The sequence below is a fragment of the Algoriphagus sanaruensis genome (assembly GCF_001593605.1).
Classification (GTDB): Bacteria; Bacteroidota; Bacteroidia; order Cytophagales; family Cyclobacteriaceae; genus Algoriphagus; species Algoriphagus sanaruensis.
In genome coordinates, this window is record NZ_CP012836.1 from 3,394,525 (window position 1) to 3,408,672 (window position 14,148).

Annotated in this window: 14 protein-coding genes; 9 read left to right on the forward strand and 5 right to left on the reverse strand. The window is 40.6% G+C overall.

The annotated features are described in order from the left end of the window. Nucleotides 1–40 precede the first annotated feature (40 nt). On the reverse strand, nucleotides 41–643 hold the full coding sequence (locus AO498_RS14785; RefSeq protein ID WP_067549367.1) for a hydrolase: 603 nt from the start codon (nucleotides 641–643) through the stop codon (nucleotides 41–43). 81 nt (nucleotides 644–724) lie between these two features. Here AO498_RS14785 and AO498_RS14790 point away from each other — a divergent pair, with 81 nt between their 5' ends. Then, on the forward strand, nucleotides 725–1,777 hold the full coding sequence (locus tag AO498_RS14790; RefSeq protein WP_067549370.1) for a PAS domain-containing protein: 1,053 nt from the start codon (nucleotides 725–727) through the stop codon (nucleotides 1,775–1,777). A 49-nt stretch (nucleotides 1,778–1,826) separates the two neighbouring features. Here AO498_RS14790 and AO498_RS14795 read toward each other — a convergent pair whose 3' ends face one another. Further along, nucleotides 1,827–2,699: an SDR family oxidoreductase gene (locus AO498_RS14795; protein ID WP_067549373.1), complete on the reverse strand. Its 873-nt coding sequence runs from the start codon at nucleotides 2,697–2,699 to the stop codon at nucleotides 1,827–1,829. A 77-nt stretch (nucleotides 2,700–2,776) separates the two neighbouring features. On the opposite strand from AO498_RS14795, the gene AO498_RS14800 reads away from it, so the two are divergent. Beyond that, nucleotides 2,777–3,574, forward strand: coding sequence for a hypothetical protein (locus tag AO498_RS14800; RefSeq protein WP_148660253.1), 798 nt, complete (start codon nucleotides 2,777–2,779; stop codon nucleotides 3,572–3,574). 54 nt (nucleotides 3,575–3,628) lie between these two features. On the opposite strand, the gene ahcY is transcribed toward AO498_RS14800, so the two are convergent. Both ahcY and AO498_RS14810 read right to left on the reverse strand, forming a co-directional pair. Then, nucleotides 3,629–4,948 (reverse strand): adenosylhomocysteinase, encoded by a 1,320-nt coding sequence (gene ahcY, locus AO498_RS14805; protein ID WP_067549378.1) that lies wholly within the window; start codon nucleotides 4,946–4,948, stop codon nucleotides 3,629–3,631. Between the two features lie 78 nt (nucleotides 4,949–5,026). Beyond that, nucleotides 5,027–5,791 (reverse strand): biotin--[acetyl-CoA-carboxylase] ligase, encoded by a 765-nt coding sequence (locus AO498_RS14810; protein ID WP_067549381.1) that lies wholly within the window; start codon nucleotides 5,789–5,791, stop codon nucleotides 5,027–5,029. Between the two features lie 56 nt (nucleotides 5,792–5,847). Between AO498_RS14810 and rsfS the strand changes: the two genes are divergently transcribed. From rsfS to AO498_RS14830, 4 genes are all read left to right on the forward strand, one after another. Then, the gene (gene rsfS, locus AO498_RS14815; protein ID WP_067549383.1) at nucleotides 5,848–6,195 is read left to right on the forward strand and encodes a ribosome silencing factor; all 348 of its coding nucleotides are present in this window, start codon (nucleotides 5,848–5,850) and stop codon (nucleotides 6,193–6,195) included. Nucleotides 6,196–6,265: 70 nt separating this feature from the next. Continuing rightward, nucleotides 6,266–8,341, forward strand: a complete 2,076-nt coding sequence (gene ftsH / locus AO498_RS14820) for an ATP-dependent zinc metalloprotease FtsH (RefSeq protein ID WP_067549386.1) — start codon at nucleotides 6,266–6,268, stop codon at nucleotides 8,339–8,341. Between the two features lie 62 nt (nucleotides 8,342–8,403). Continuing rightward, on the forward strand, nucleotides 8,404–9,180 hold the full coding sequence (locus tag AO498_RS14825; protein ID WP_067549389.1) for a UDP-2,3-diacylglucosamine diphosphatase: 777 nt from the start codon (nucleotides 8,404–8,406) through the stop codon (nucleotides 9,178–9,180). Then, entirely contained in the window at nucleotides 9,177–10,004 is an 828-nt protein-coding gene (locus AO498_RS14830) for a hypothetical protein (RefSeq protein ID WP_067549392.1), read from the forward strand. The genes AO498_RS14825 and AO498_RS14830 overlap by 4 nt, the downstream gene beginning before the upstream one ends. Before the next feature lie 85 nt (nucleotides 10,005–10,089). On the opposite strand, the gene AO498_RS14835 is transcribed toward AO498_RS14830, so the two are convergent. Further along, nucleotides 10,090–10,515: an FKBP-type peptidyl-prolyl cis-trans isomerase gene (locus tag AO498_RS14835; RefSeq protein ID WP_067550553.1), complete on the reverse strand. Its 426-nt coding sequence runs from the start codon at nucleotides 10,513–10,515 to the stop codon at nucleotides 10,090–10,092. 182 nt (nucleotides 10,516–10,697) lie between these two features. On the opposite strand from AO498_RS14835, the gene AO498_RS14840 reads away from it, so the two are divergent. From AO498_RS14840 to AO498_RS14850, 3 genes are read left to right on the forward strand one after another with little or no spacing between them, the layout of a single operon-like run. Beyond that, a complete protein-coding gene (locus tag AO498_RS14840; RefSeq protein ID WP_067549395.1) occupies nucleotides 10,698–12,080 on the forward strand; it encodes a sigma-54-dependent transcriptional regulator in 1,383 nt (460 codons plus the stop codon). Further along, nucleotides 12,070–13,413: a sensor histidine kinase gene (locus AO498_RS14845; RefSeq protein WP_067549398.1), complete on the forward strand. Its 1,344-nt coding sequence runs from the start codon at nucleotides 12,070–12,072 to the stop codon at nucleotides 13,411–13,413. The genes AO498_RS14840 and AO498_RS14845 overlap by 11 nt, the downstream gene beginning before the upstream one ends. Before the next feature lie 13 nt (nucleotides 13,414–13,426). After that, nucleotides 13,427–13,981 carry an SRPBCC family protein gene (locus AO498_RS14850; protein WP_067549402.1) on the forward strand — a complete coding sequence of 185 codons (555 nt, stop codon included), beginning with the start codon at nucleotides 13,427–13,429 and terminating at the stop codon, nucleotides 13,979–13,981. Nucleotides 13,982–14,148 lie beyond the last annotated feature (167 nt).

Below are 14,148 nucleotides of genomic sequence, written 5' to 3' on the forward strand. Positions count from 1 at the left end.
CTGCCAAGATATTGAGTGTTACCACTTCGTTTGGCCACTTTTAGGATAAATCTGCGGAGGCTTGATGGTCAATCACAAACTGAATCAACTCCTCTACGGAAATATTGGCCCGCTGTGCAGCATCTTGAATATCCTCACGACTCACTTGTGCAGCAAAAGTTTTGTCTTTCAATCTCTTTTTAACCCCTTTGATTTCCATCCCAACATATCCTTCAGGTCGCATCAAAGAATAAGCATGGACGAATCCGCTTAGCTCATCGAACGCATAGAGCATATGATCCATTTCTGTTACTGGGTCGACTCCAAAATATCGAGGGCCATGTGAGGCAATAGCTCGAATCATTTCAGAGTCCAACTCCCTTCGCTCCAATTCCTCAATAATTTTACGACAATGCTGCTCAGGCCATTGGTCCCAATCTGCATCATGAAGCAATCCTGCTTGATACCATTTTTTAACCGTTAGCTCATCATACCCTTTGGACTGGGCATAAGCTCCCATCAGGTGCCCAACTTGTTTCATATGAACTTTCAACTTTTCGTTTTTAACCCATTCATCCAAAAGTGATTTCGCTTCCTCTAGGGTTAAAATTTTTCCTAAATTTTCGGGATTCCCAAAATTAGTTCGATGTAATAAAAGAGACATTTTTTGCGTTTTAAATATATTATATTGTATTTTGTATAAGTTTTTCTGCTTTACCCACACAACTAACATTTGTCAACTTATATGAAAGACTGGGATCCATTTCAAGTCCTCAATCATCTTTCGATCAAGTCAGAATATTTTCTGCAGATCGCTTTGGACAAAAATGGAAAGGTCCTTTCATCAGATTCAGGACTTGGCCCTATCCCTTCTCTCTTTGATAAGCAACAAAAGCCTTTGCAATTTTCTGATTGTTTTCTTGCTTCAGATTGGGTGAAATTCGATACACAGCGAATGAAGGCTTGGAAAACTAAGCATAATTCTTTTTTGGTTGAATTACATAAATTAAACCATCCGAGTGAAGAAACTATACGGACAAAGTGGGAATTTTTCTTTGTTGCAGAAGACTATGGAACTTGTGTAGGAATCGGACATCCAATTGACCCGATAAGACCCTATAATATAGGCCTAGGAGAATTCATTGATGGTTCGACTTTTTCCAACGAAGTGATCGATAGTTTGCTTGAAAATAAGATGCTGGGATTTTGGGAGTTTGACCTCAATGAAAGGCATGAAAATATCAGCAACCATTTAGCTCATACTTTAGGCTATACGGAAGAAGAAATTAGGATTTTGGGTAGAATCCCATGGAAAAAACATATTCATCCTGAGGATCTTGAGGCATTCACAAACCTCCTTTACACTCATTTTAGGACTCCGGGCAATGTGCCCTTCAAAACAGAGTTTCGACTAATTTCCAAAGGAAAGCAAACTACTTGGGTGATGGCTTTCGGGCAAACTGTGGAATGGGATCAAATGGGAACCCCAAGAAGAGTACAGGGCATCTTTTTAGACATTAATGAGAAAAAACGCCAAGAATTCTGGCTAAAAGAACATCACTTTTTTTTAAATGAACTTGCCTTCCAACAATCACACTCTTTAAGGGCGAGGGTAGCAAATATTTTGGGAGTTTTAGAAATACTTGAATTAGAAGAACTTTCGCCTACCTCTCAAAAATTGGTGAACATCCTGAAAAAGGAAACAAAAATGCTGGACGAATCCCTCAAGAAGAGTATTAAGGAATCAGTCCAGCATCATAAAATTTTAGAGCAAGGTCTAGGGACCTCAGATCAGTAATTTCTAATTTTCCACTTTGCTCGCAAATAGCCCCAAATTAATTTAGGGCTTAAGGCTTTTTTCCACGAGATGCCTCCAGCATATCCCACATTTCTTGTGGAATCAAATCAAGATTATTGAATTCACCAGCGCCTTTCAGCCATTCTCCCCCATCAATAGTAATCACCTCCCCATTGACATAAGCCGAAAAATCCGAAACCAAATACGCCGCAAGGTTGGCTAATTCCTGATGCTCTCCTACTCTCCCTACTGGTACTTTTTTGGCTGGATCAAATTTCTTAACCAAATCTCCTGGAAGCAATCGACTCCAAGCTCCTTCCGTTGGAAATGGACCTGGTGCTATCGCGTTAGAACGAATTCCATATTTTGCCCATTCCACAGCAAGTGATCTAGTCATGGCTAAAACTCCTGCCTTTGCAGCTGCCGAAGGAACAACATATGCAGAACCCGTCCATGCATAGGTGGTAACAATATTCAAAAAACTCCCACCGGTCTTCTTTGCAATCCAATTTTTACCAGCGACCAAAGTCATATTGGCCGTGCCTTTCAATACAATATCAATTACCGTTGAAAATGCATTTGGAGATAATCGCTCCGTTGGAGAAATAAAATTACCTGCAGCATTATTAACCACAGCATCCACTTTTCCAAACAATGCATCTGCCTCATCAAATGCTTTTTGAACTTGCTCAACATCTCTAACATCACAAGCTACTGCAAGTACCTTCCCTCCAGTTTCCTGCTCCATTTCTTTTGCTGTCGCTTGAAGCACATCTAGTTTCCTACTTGTGATCACAAGATTGGCTCCCAATCGCAAAAAATACATTCCCATTGATTTTCCCAATCCAGTACCGCCTCCGGTGACCAAAATGGTCTTACCCTTTAAAGCCCCTTCGCGGAGCATTCCTTCCGTATAATTCATTTTTATTCTTTTTAGACAAATAAGGTAGGCAAACGGCAAGGAAATTGAAAGTGAATTCTACTTTGCGAATTATCCTCATGAGAAAATTACTGTTAAGTCTCCCTCTTATATTCTTAATCTTTGGTTGCACCGAAGATGTCGGGCCAGAAATCACGACAGACCCAATTAAAGAAGGAAACCAACTCTTTATTATCTCCAAAATTTGGGGTGAAAATTCCTTTTTCGGGCTTCTTAGTCTGATGGAATATCAATCCATCACCTCTGAAAAACTACCAGACTGTCCAAAAATCATTATTAATACGGAGCAACGAAAAGTAACGCTTGATTTTGATCAAACATCAGCCTGTGAGCAAATTGGAGTTTCCAAACGAAAAGGAAAGATTCATCTGGAATATTCTTCCACTTCCTCTTCGTTACCAACTTGGACCATGAATTTTGAAGATTATAAGGTGGATGACATTCAACTTTCAGGAACTAAAATTTACACAAGAAGTGACTTTCGAACTATTCAAGAATCTGCAGAAAATCTAAAAGTTAGAACAGCCACCGGATTAAGTCACCAGTTTGAATCACAAGTGAATCACACTTTAACTGTATTCAACCTTAGGTTAATCGGATTTTCTTCAGTTGGACAACTAGTTGGAATCAATCCCGCCGGCAGATCTTTTACTTGGGACATTACCACCCCTAAGGCCTATTTGGTATCCTGCATCCAAAACAATCAAATACTCCCAATCTCGGGCTTAGAATCGTTTCAAATCCAAAGAGGAAAAAGTAGCTCATTTACTTATAAAATGTCCTATTCCACAACTGGAGACTGCAATTCCCAAGTGCAGCTTATTCTTCCGGATGGACAGACAATCTCCCCCAGCTAAAAAAAAGAGGCTGTTTCTAAGATTAGAAACAGCCTCTTTTCAATTTTCGATAGTTTAATAACGATAATATTCCGGCTTAAATGGACCTTCTACTGTTACACCAATGTATTGTGCTTGGTCTTGAGTCAAGGTATCAAGCTGAACGCCCAACTTGGCTAAATGAAGCGCAGCCACTTTTTCGTCCAAGTGCTTTGGCAACACATAAACTCCTGGCTGATAGCTACCATGGTTCATCCACAATTCCAACTGAGCCAAGGTTTGGTTGGTGAAAGAATTTGACATCACAAAAGAAGGATGGCCTGTTGCACAGCCTAGGTTTACTAAGCGGCCTTCTGCCAAAACAATAATCTCTTTGCCGTCGATCTCATACAAGTCTACCTGAGGCTTGATCACATTCTTGGTTTGACCGTAATTTTTGTTCAACCAAGCCATGTCAATTTCATTGTCAAAATGGCCGATGTTACAAACAATCGCCTTGTCCTTCATGGATTTGAAATGCTCAGCGGTGATGATATCCTTATTACCTGTTGCGGTCACTACGATATCAGCTTCTTTTACAGCATCCACCATTTTCTTCACTGCAAATCCATCCATGGCAGCCTGAAGTGCACAGATTGGATCAATTTCAGTAACAATCACTCGAGCACCTGCTCCTCGCAACGAAGCAGCAGATCCTTTTCCTACGTCACCATATCCTGCTACAACAGCTACTTTTCCAGCCATCATGACATCAGTAGCACGACGAATCGCATCTACCAAAGACTCCTTACATCCATACTTATTATCAAACTTGGATTTGGTCACAGAGTCGTTCACATTAATTGCTGGCAACGGAAGCGTACCATTTTTCATTCGCTCATATAGTCTATGAACCCCTGTGGTTGTTTCTTCGGAAAGACCACGGATTCCAGCAACAAGTTCTGGATATTGGTCAAGCACCATATTGGTTAAGTCACCGCCATCGTCCAAAATCATATTCAATGGATTTTGTGCTTCACCAAAGAATAGGGTCTGCTCAATGCACCAATCAAACTCCTCAGCGGTCATCCCTTTCCAAGCATAAACTTGAATTCCAGCTGCCGCGATTGCAGCTGCTGCATGATCCTGAGTAGAAAAAATATTACAAGAAGACCATGTCACTTCGGCTCCCAAAGCCACTAGGGTCTCAATCAAGACGGCAGTTTGAATAGTCATGTGAAGACATCCTGCGATACGAGCTCCTTTCAAGGGCTGAGAAGGACCAAACTCTTCTCTTAAGGCCATCAAACCTGGCATTTCTGCCTCTGCCAATCTAATCTCTTTTCTCCCCCACTCGGCAAGGGAAATGTCCTTTACTTTGTACTGAATGAATTTTTCAGACTTAATTTCTGACATGATATAAGTAGTTATTGAATTAAAATCACTGATTAAGTCGGCAAAGTTACCTCATAAATTCGGGAATAGAAAAACAGATTACTTGTTTAAAAACTTGATCTCTTTCAGCCCGAATGAGTTAACTACACCAAATCGGTCTTCAAGTTGTAATTGACCAGTCGCTGAAACACCTATAATTTTTCCCTCTACTAATTGTTCACCCACCGAATATTGAGCCCATTCGTCTTTCAAAAACAAATGGGATAAATAATATCTCCAAAGTGAGGTTACATTTCCCCGTTTGAGCTGGATATATTCTTGCTCCAATTGTGCTACCAGTAGCTTTAACAATTCCTCTCGATTGAATTCTGTTCCGGTCAGCGTTTTCAAGGATTGGGCGGTACTTACAGCAAAATCCGATTGATTTACATTAAGACCTATTCCCACGATTGCCGCTTCCCAACCTCTGGAACCGATGCTATTTTCAATCAAAACACCTCCGATTTTCCCCATTCCTGGAGCCACAATATCATTGGGCCATTTGACCTTGATATCTAGAACATACTCCTTCAAAACCTTAACTATAGCACATGAAACAGCTATATTGAGCAAAAATTGCTCGGTGACGTCCAAAAATTTAGGCTGAAGGACCAGTGAAAAAGTAATGTTTTGACCTTGCCCACTTTCCCAGGAGTTTCCCCGCTGACCTTTACCTCGAGTCTGATGGTCGGTCACTACAATGGTTCCTTCGATTGCTTTTCCATTTTTGACTAAGTCCATGGCTATGTCATTGGTGGAATGACACTCTGGCAGGAAATGGACATCTTTCCCCAAAAAAATCGTGTTGGCAAGAATTTTATACATTAATTTTCGGTTGGTTAGATTAGATTAAAACCGACGCGTAAAATTAAATTAATAATATGACAGCAGAAGCGCTGAGTAAGGTTATCATCAAAGGAATGGAAGAAAAAAAAGCAGTTGACATTCTGGTGATGGACCTTAGAAACATCAAAAATTCAGTAACTGATTTTTTTGTGATTTGCTCCGGAAATTCCGACACCCAAATCGATGCAATTTCAAAATCTATTGAAGAAGAAGTTCACAAAGCCGGAGAAAGCCCAGCATGGAAAGTGGAAGGAAAATCAAATGGACAGTGGATTTTGATGGATTATGTCAATGTAGTCGCTCATATATTCCTCAAAGAAAAAAGAGAATTTTATGGTCTTGAGGAGCTGTGGGGTGATGCCAAAACAACTTATATCAACTGATAACCGGCGAACAAACTTTCCGGGAATTTATTCGTTTTACAATCAATTTTAAGAAATACACCAAGAAGCGATGAGCGATAAGAATAGTAATAATAAAAATTTTGTCCCCAAGCCTCCACAAAAAAACAACTTCCAGCTTTGGCTGATCGTTGCCGCGGTGATGGTAATCTTAGGTTTGACCTGGATCCAGCAACGTGGAGTAGTGATTGACATTACTCAAAAGCGGTTTGAGGACATGTACACAGCAGGGGATGTAGCAAAGGTCGTGATCGTCCGAAATATGAATCGGGTCGATGTAACTCTAAAGCCTGCAGCACTTCAAAATCCAAAATACAAGACAGAACTCGAAGCCAACTCTGCGTTTTTTAATGCAGCAGGTCCTCATTATTCCTTGCAGGTGACCACTTCCGATAAATTCCAAGCTGATTTTCAAGCCTTGGAAGAAAAGTTGCCAGATGATCAAAGAATCGGCTTTTCTGTCACCAATGAGGAAAATTGGATGTCGTATTTCAGCAGTTTTGGATTCTTAATCCTCCTGTTTGTATTCTTCTGGTTTATGATGCGAAGAATGGCCGGTCCTTCAGGTCCAGGTGGTCAAATCTTTAATGTTGGAAAATCTAGAGCACAGCTATTTGATGCTGAAAATAAAGTCAAAATTACTTTTGACAACGTAGCAGGTCTCGATGAAGCAAAAGAAGAAATTCAGGAGATCGTAGAGTTTTTGAAAAACCCATCCAAATTCACCAAGCTTGGTGGTAAAATCCCGAAAGGCGCTCTGCTAGTTGGCCCTCCAGGTACCGGTAAAACGTTGCTTGCCAAGGCCGTGGCTGGTGAAGCTGGTGTTCCTTTCTTCACTCTTTCTGGATCTGATTTCGTAGAAATGTTCGTTGGTGTGGGTGCGGCTCGGGTTAGAGATCTTTTCAAACAAGCTAAAGAAAAGGCACCTTGTATCATCTTCATCGATGAAATCGACGCCATCGGTAGATCTAGAGGAAAAGGGCAAATGCCAGGATCAAACGATGAACGCGAAAATACACTTAACTCACTTCTCGTAGAGATGGATGGCTTTGGTACTGATTCTGGGGTAATTGTCCTAGCAGCTACCAATAGACCAGATGTGTTGGATAGTGCCCTATTGAGACCAGGTCGATTTGACCGACAAATCTCCATCGACAAACCAGACATCGTAGGAAGAGAAGCGATTTTCAAAGTTCACTTGAAGCCTGTTAAAATCTCTGAAGATGTAGATGCTAAAAAATTAGCAGCTCAAACTCCAGGTTTTGCAGGTGCTGAAATCGCAAACGTATGTAACGAAGCCGCATTGATCGCCGCCAGAAGAAATAAAGTGGCGGTAGACATGCAGGATTTCCAAGATGCAATCGACCGAGTGATTGGTGGCTTAGAAAAGAAAAACAAGATCATTTCTCCTGAAGAAAAGAAAATCGTTGCCTATCATGAAGCTGGCCACGCGGTAGCTGGTTGGTTTTTGGAGCATGCCGATCCTTTGGTAAAAGTATCGATTGTACCAAGAGGTGTGGCTGCATTAGGATACGCTCAATACCTTCCAAAAGAACAATTCTTGTATCAGACCGAGCAGTTGATCGATGAAATGTGTATGACGTTAGGTGGGCGAGCAGCCGAAGAAATCATCTTTGGAAAAATCTCAACTGGAGCACTCAGCGATTTGGAACGAATCACCAAAATGGCGTATTCCATCGTTTCAGTATATGGAATGAACGAGAAGCTTGGAAACGTATCCTTCTATGACAGCAAGAGCGATGGGTACAAAATGACCAAGCCCTATTCCGAGGCAACAGCTGAAATGATCGATCAGGAGGTGAGCAAATTGATTCAGTTTGCTTACAATAGAACCATCGAACTATTGCAAAAACATAAAAATGAGTTGGAGACCTTAGCTAAAGAGTTGTTGGAGAAAGAAATTCTTTTCCAATCAGACTTGGAGCGATTGATTGGAAAGCGACCTTTTGAAAAGGAAACAACCTATCAAGCTTACACCAACAAAAAAGACACTCCGAAATCGCCTGAGTTGGTTAGTCCTCAAGAACCAGCTGGAGAGGAATCATCCTCAGACCCACTCAGTTCGGAACCTATTCCGGCCCCACATCCGGACAATCAAGTTGACTAAACTATAGCCCCGAAAAAATTCGGGGCTTTTTTAATTTTGCGTGCTGCACGTATCTTTAATCCATGCATTTCCAACCTTTAGATTTTCACCTCTCTGGTAAAAAGTTATTCTTTGCGTCTGATTTTCATTTGGGTGCACCAAATTCACCGGAAAGTAAAATCCGAGAAAAGAAAATCATCCAATGGCTCAACAGTATCGAAGATGAAGCAGCAGCGATTTTTTTGGTTGGTGATATCTTTGATTTTTGGTTTGAATACCGAGAAGTAATCCCAAAAGGCTTCATCCCATTCATTTCTAAAATCCATCAGCTTCGCGAGAAAGGGATTCCCGTGCTTTTTTTTACTGGAAATCATGATTTATGGATGAAGGATTATTTCACCCAAGAGTTGCGTATCCCTATTTACCATCATCCTATTGTGCTGCAGGTGGAAGGCAAAAAAATAGTAGTGGGTCATGGAGACGGTCTTGGACCTGGAGATCATACTTATAAGCTCTTAAAGAAGGTATTTACAAACCCTTTGGCCAAATGGTTATTCCGATGGCTACATCCCGATTTAGGAATTCGACTGGCAAAAGCCTGGTCAGGTCATAGTCGAATTTCAAACACTGCTAAAAATGAAAATCACTTTTTGGGAAACGATGAGTGGCTTTGGCAATATTGCAAAGAGATCGAAAGTAAGATGCATCACGACCTATACATCTTTGGACATCGGCATCTGCCCTTGGAATTGGAGGTAGGAAAAAATGCTACCTATTATAACTTAGGTGAATGGGTCAGTCAATTTACTTACCTAGAATTTAGTGAAAATTCGGTTAACCTAAAGGAATTTCAGCCATGAAATTTTGGCTTTTCTGGCTCACATTAGTTCTCTTCCATTCAGCAAGTGGACAGGAGTCTGGGCGCTGGCCAAGTCCTTTAAGTTCAATTGAAGTAAAAAACCTAGACTTAATCGCCATTGACTCTCGGGATCAAATTTTCATCAGTTCCACCACCGGCGATATTTTTTTATACCAATCTACTGGAGTTCAATCCAATCTATTTTCTCCTCCCCGTCAAGGCCGATTACAGCAATTAGAAGCAAGCTGGACGGTCAATATTTTTTCCTTTTCTGCTGACCTTCAATCCTATCGGATTTTGGATCGGTTTTTAAATCCATTAGTAGAAAAAGATTTTCTAACCTATGGAATCACGCTGCCAAGAGCTGCAACTCTTGGGAATAACAATGTCATCTGGGTATATGATGAGGCTGACTTATCCCTAAAAAGTCTGAATTATTCCCAAGGTGAATTGATCCAATCACAACCCTTAAACTTGATTTTATCCCCTGAACAATTGGCAGTGCAAGAAATCAAGGAATACAAAAACCGTGTGTTTCTCCGAGTGAAGGATTCAGGGATTTTCCTCTTTGATAATCAAGCTAATTTTATTCAATCACTTCCTGTCTCTGGTAAGGGAAGGCTTTGTTTTTACAGGGAAAATCTCCTCTGGATCCACGAAAATTCCCTCCAGATTTTTTCCCTAACTACCCAAGAAACTTTCACACTTGGACCTTTACCACAAGCTGAAATCCAATCCATCCAAATAGGACAAAAAGTTGTGGTACTAGCAAGTCAAGATCGACTATGGATTTATCCTTTACCGGAATTCTTGAAGACTTTTTAATCAGTCATTACATCTAAGGAACTAAAAAGTAAAAGCCGAATAAGGGATTTCTTATTCGGCTTTTTCAAAGTTTTAAGACTTTGAATTAGTTAATAGAGACCAATTCAATGTCAAAAATCAAATCTTTACCTGCTAATTCGTGGTTGGCATCTAACACAATCTTAGCATCAGTTACGTCGACAACGGTAACAGGTACAGGCTGGCCGCCTGCTCCTTGAAGTGTCAACTGAAGTCCGATTTCAGGCTGAATATGTGGAGGTACTTGATCCAAAGGAATATCGATCATCATATCTTGTCTTCGCTCTCCATAAGCCTCTGCAGCAGGAATCGTCACGGTTTTTTTATCACCGATTGCCATTCCATAAACCGCCGAGTCAAATCCTTTAATCATATTTCCATCTCCCAGCGTGAAGCTTAGTGGGGATCTTGATTCTGAAGAGTCAAATACACTGCCGTCTTCCAGTCTACCAGTGTAGTGAACTGCTACGGCATCTCCTTTTTTTGCTTGCATGATCTTTTTGTAAATGTGAAAAACAAAGGTAAGGATTATAAATCGGACACCCAACCCGACCAAAGTGTTCGGAAACAGGATAAAAACGTACAATAACGGACACTTTTTTCCGAAAAAGCGGACATATTGCATGGGAATCGATTTGGCATCATTTTCCCAACTATCAATCCAAACAATTGACCATGGAAACGCAGACACTCGGAAAAATCCTCATTATAGACGACAATGAAGACCTACTTTTCGCCGCAAAAATGCTGTTGAAAAAACATGCTAAAGAGGTCATGATAGAAAAAGATCCTCGGCGAATCCCATTTTTGATTAACAACAACAGCTTCGATGTCATCCTTTTGGATATGAATTTTCGGGAAGATACGACCTCTGGAAAAGAGGGATTCTATTGGTTAAATCAAATCAAAGAGATTGATCCCAAAGCCGTAGTCATTTTAATTACCGCCTTCGGCGATGTGGAGATGGCTGTCCAGGCGCTGAAAGAAGGAGCAACCGACTTTATTCTAAAACCTTGGCAAAATGAAAAACTGATCGCGACATTGCATGCTGCGGTCAAGTTGAAAGAAAGCTATAATGAGGTAGACAAGCTTCAAAAGAAGCAAAAAGCATTAGAGACAGACTTGAAGAAGCCTTATACCGATATTATCGGCAGCTCGGCTTCTATGAAAAATATCTTTTCCATTATTGACAAAGTTGCGCAAACAGACGCCAACGTCTTGATTTTGGGCGAAAATGGAACAGGGAAAGAACTCATAGCTCGTGCTATCCATGAACGCTCACTTCGGAAAAATGAAACCTTCGTCGGAGTGGACATGGGAGCCATTACTGAAACGCTCTTTGAATCCGAACTTTTCGGTCATAAAAAAGGAGCATTTACTGATGCCAAAGAAGATCGGGCTGGAAGATTTGAAGTAGCTGACCAAGGAACACTTTTTCTGGATGAAATTGGAAATCTTTCTATGCCCCTTCAATCCAAATTGCTTACCGTCCTGCAAAAACGGGAAGTCACCCGAATAGGTACCAACAAACCACTTCCCGTTGATATTCGCTTGATCTGTGCTACCAATATGCCTGTACATGAAATGGTGATGGAAAACACCTTTCGACAAGATTTATTGTATCGGATCAACACCGTGGAAATTTTCCTTCCTCCACTACGCGATCGCCATGATGATATCCCAACCCTTGCTAATCACTTTCTGAAACAATACGGGCAGAAATACCGAAAGAACTTCTCTGGGTTTACTCCTTCTGCTATGGAATTGCTCCAGCGCTATCCTTGGCCAGGAAATATCCGAGAACTTCAGCATGCGATCGAGCGGGCAATTATCATGGCTGAAGGGGATCAATTGGATAGCAGGGATTTCTTTTTCCTTTCTTCCAAACCGACCTCAGAAAAAGCCCCAGTAAACGCAACTCTCAATTTGGATGATATGGAGCGCAGTACGATCCAGCGAGCCATAGATAAAAATGGTGGAAACATCTCCAAGGCTGCAAAAGAACTAGGACTCACTCGGGCTTCGCTTTACCGAAGATTGGAAAAATATGGACTATAGGGTAGGCTTATTGGGTCGAATCGGCCTTTTGGCAGGTTCATTATTTCTGTTGGCATATAGCATCAGCAGCAGCTGGGGAGTGTTTGTTACTTCGCTCCTGCTGATCATAGTTGTCTTGCAGATTGTATTTATGCTTCGCTACTCGGAAAGCTCCTTTAAAAAAGTTCGACTGTTTTTGGACAATATCAAACAGGATAAATATTCCCAACTCTATCCGGTCAAATTTGATGGTACTGAAACGGATGATCTTCACATTGAATTTAATGCAATCCTTGCCAAACTGAAGGAAGATCAAGCCGAGAAAGAAGCTAACTACCAATATTTCAGATCTGTATTCAAGCATTTGAGCATAGGCCTGATCACTTTCGGAGAAAACGGCGACATTCAAATTTTGAATGTCGCTGCAAAGCGAATCTTAAATGTGGATGAATTAAAAAATATCCACGAAGTAGAATCAATCAATAAAGAACTACATCTCGCTATTCAAAACCTTCGTACCGGAGGCAGTGAATTGATAAAAATCGCTCATCCCGACGGCATCATGCAGCTATCAGTCTATGTCATTGAGCTTTTGATGCGAGGCGAACGGTTTAAGTTGGTTTCCCTTCAAAACATTCAGTCTGAATTAGAAGAAAAGGAAATGGAAGCTTGGCAAAATCTGGTCAAGATTCTTACCCACGAAATCATGAACTCGATCGCTCCGATCTCCTCCCTCGCAGGAACTTTGAAAGGAGAACTTGAATACAAAATCGATCACAACGAATCTCTCAATCCTTCGGATATGGAGGATTGCATGATGGGCATCAGCACTATTGAAAAGCGAAGCGAGGGACTGATCCGATTTGTTTCAGATTTTAGAAGTTTGGCTCATATTCCTACGCCCAAATTTGGCAGTATTGGCATTTCCAAACTCTTTGATCAACTGGAAATCCTTCTCCAACATCAATTGGATTCCTTACAAATCACCCTTAAAAAAGAACTTAACCCCGAGGAATTGATACTTTTTGGAGATCAAACACAAATCGAACAAGTCCTCATCAATCTACTCCAAAATGCCATCCAGGCAGTAGAAGATTCGGACTTAAAAATCATCACGCTGAAAGCATTTATTGACGAAGCTGGCAAGATTATCATTGAGGTAACTGATACGGGTAAAGGCATTGAGGAAGAAGCTTTGGGTAAAATTTTCATACCTTTTTTCACCACCAAAAAGAAAGGCTCTGGAATTGGATTATCACTTTCCAAGCAGATCATGAGAAGACACAAAGGGAATATTCAGGTTCGTTCGGTACTGGGTGAAGGCACCACCTTCAAATTAATTTTTAATGGGTAATACATCAATCGTAATGAAAAAAATGATCTCACTGCTTTTTGTATTTATTGTAGGCCTAGGGATTTTTACTTATGTCCAGAAAGAAAATTCCTTTAAAAAGTATATTGAACAGGCCTCTGCAAATGCAACCCATCAAATCCCAGCGAATCCCAAGGCCCCTGTTTTTGCGCAAGGTGAAATAGTGATTGCTTCAAGTCCAGAAAAAGTTTGGGACGCTTTAACTCAAATAAATGAATGGCCTTCTTGGCAAAGTGATGTAACCGAAGCTAAAATTCAGGGTCCAGTAGTCCCTGGAGCAATATTTACTTGGAGAGCAGGAGGAATCAGTTTTCAATCTGAAATTCACACTGCCAAAACGCCAAATTTCTTAGGATGGACTGGTAAAACCATAGGAGCTTATGCAGTTCATAATTGGACTTTGTCAGAGTTTGATGGACAGACATTGGTTCAGGTTGAAGAAAGTTTAGAAGGATTTTTACCCTCACTTTTAAAAGGGTTTTTCCAGAAGAACCTTGAAGCTGGGATTCAAAAAAATCTTGAAGATTTAAGGCAGGAGATTGAAAAGTAGTACCTATAATTTTATTCTCTAAACTATTTAAAAATCATTTTTTTATAATTTAAACCTGGGAATTCGTCATCAAACAATTTTCCCAATTCCCCTTCCAATCAAAATCACAAGCTTTTAACATACTTATTTAAAGCTCGATCTTATTTGCATCGCTAAAAACGAAAAAG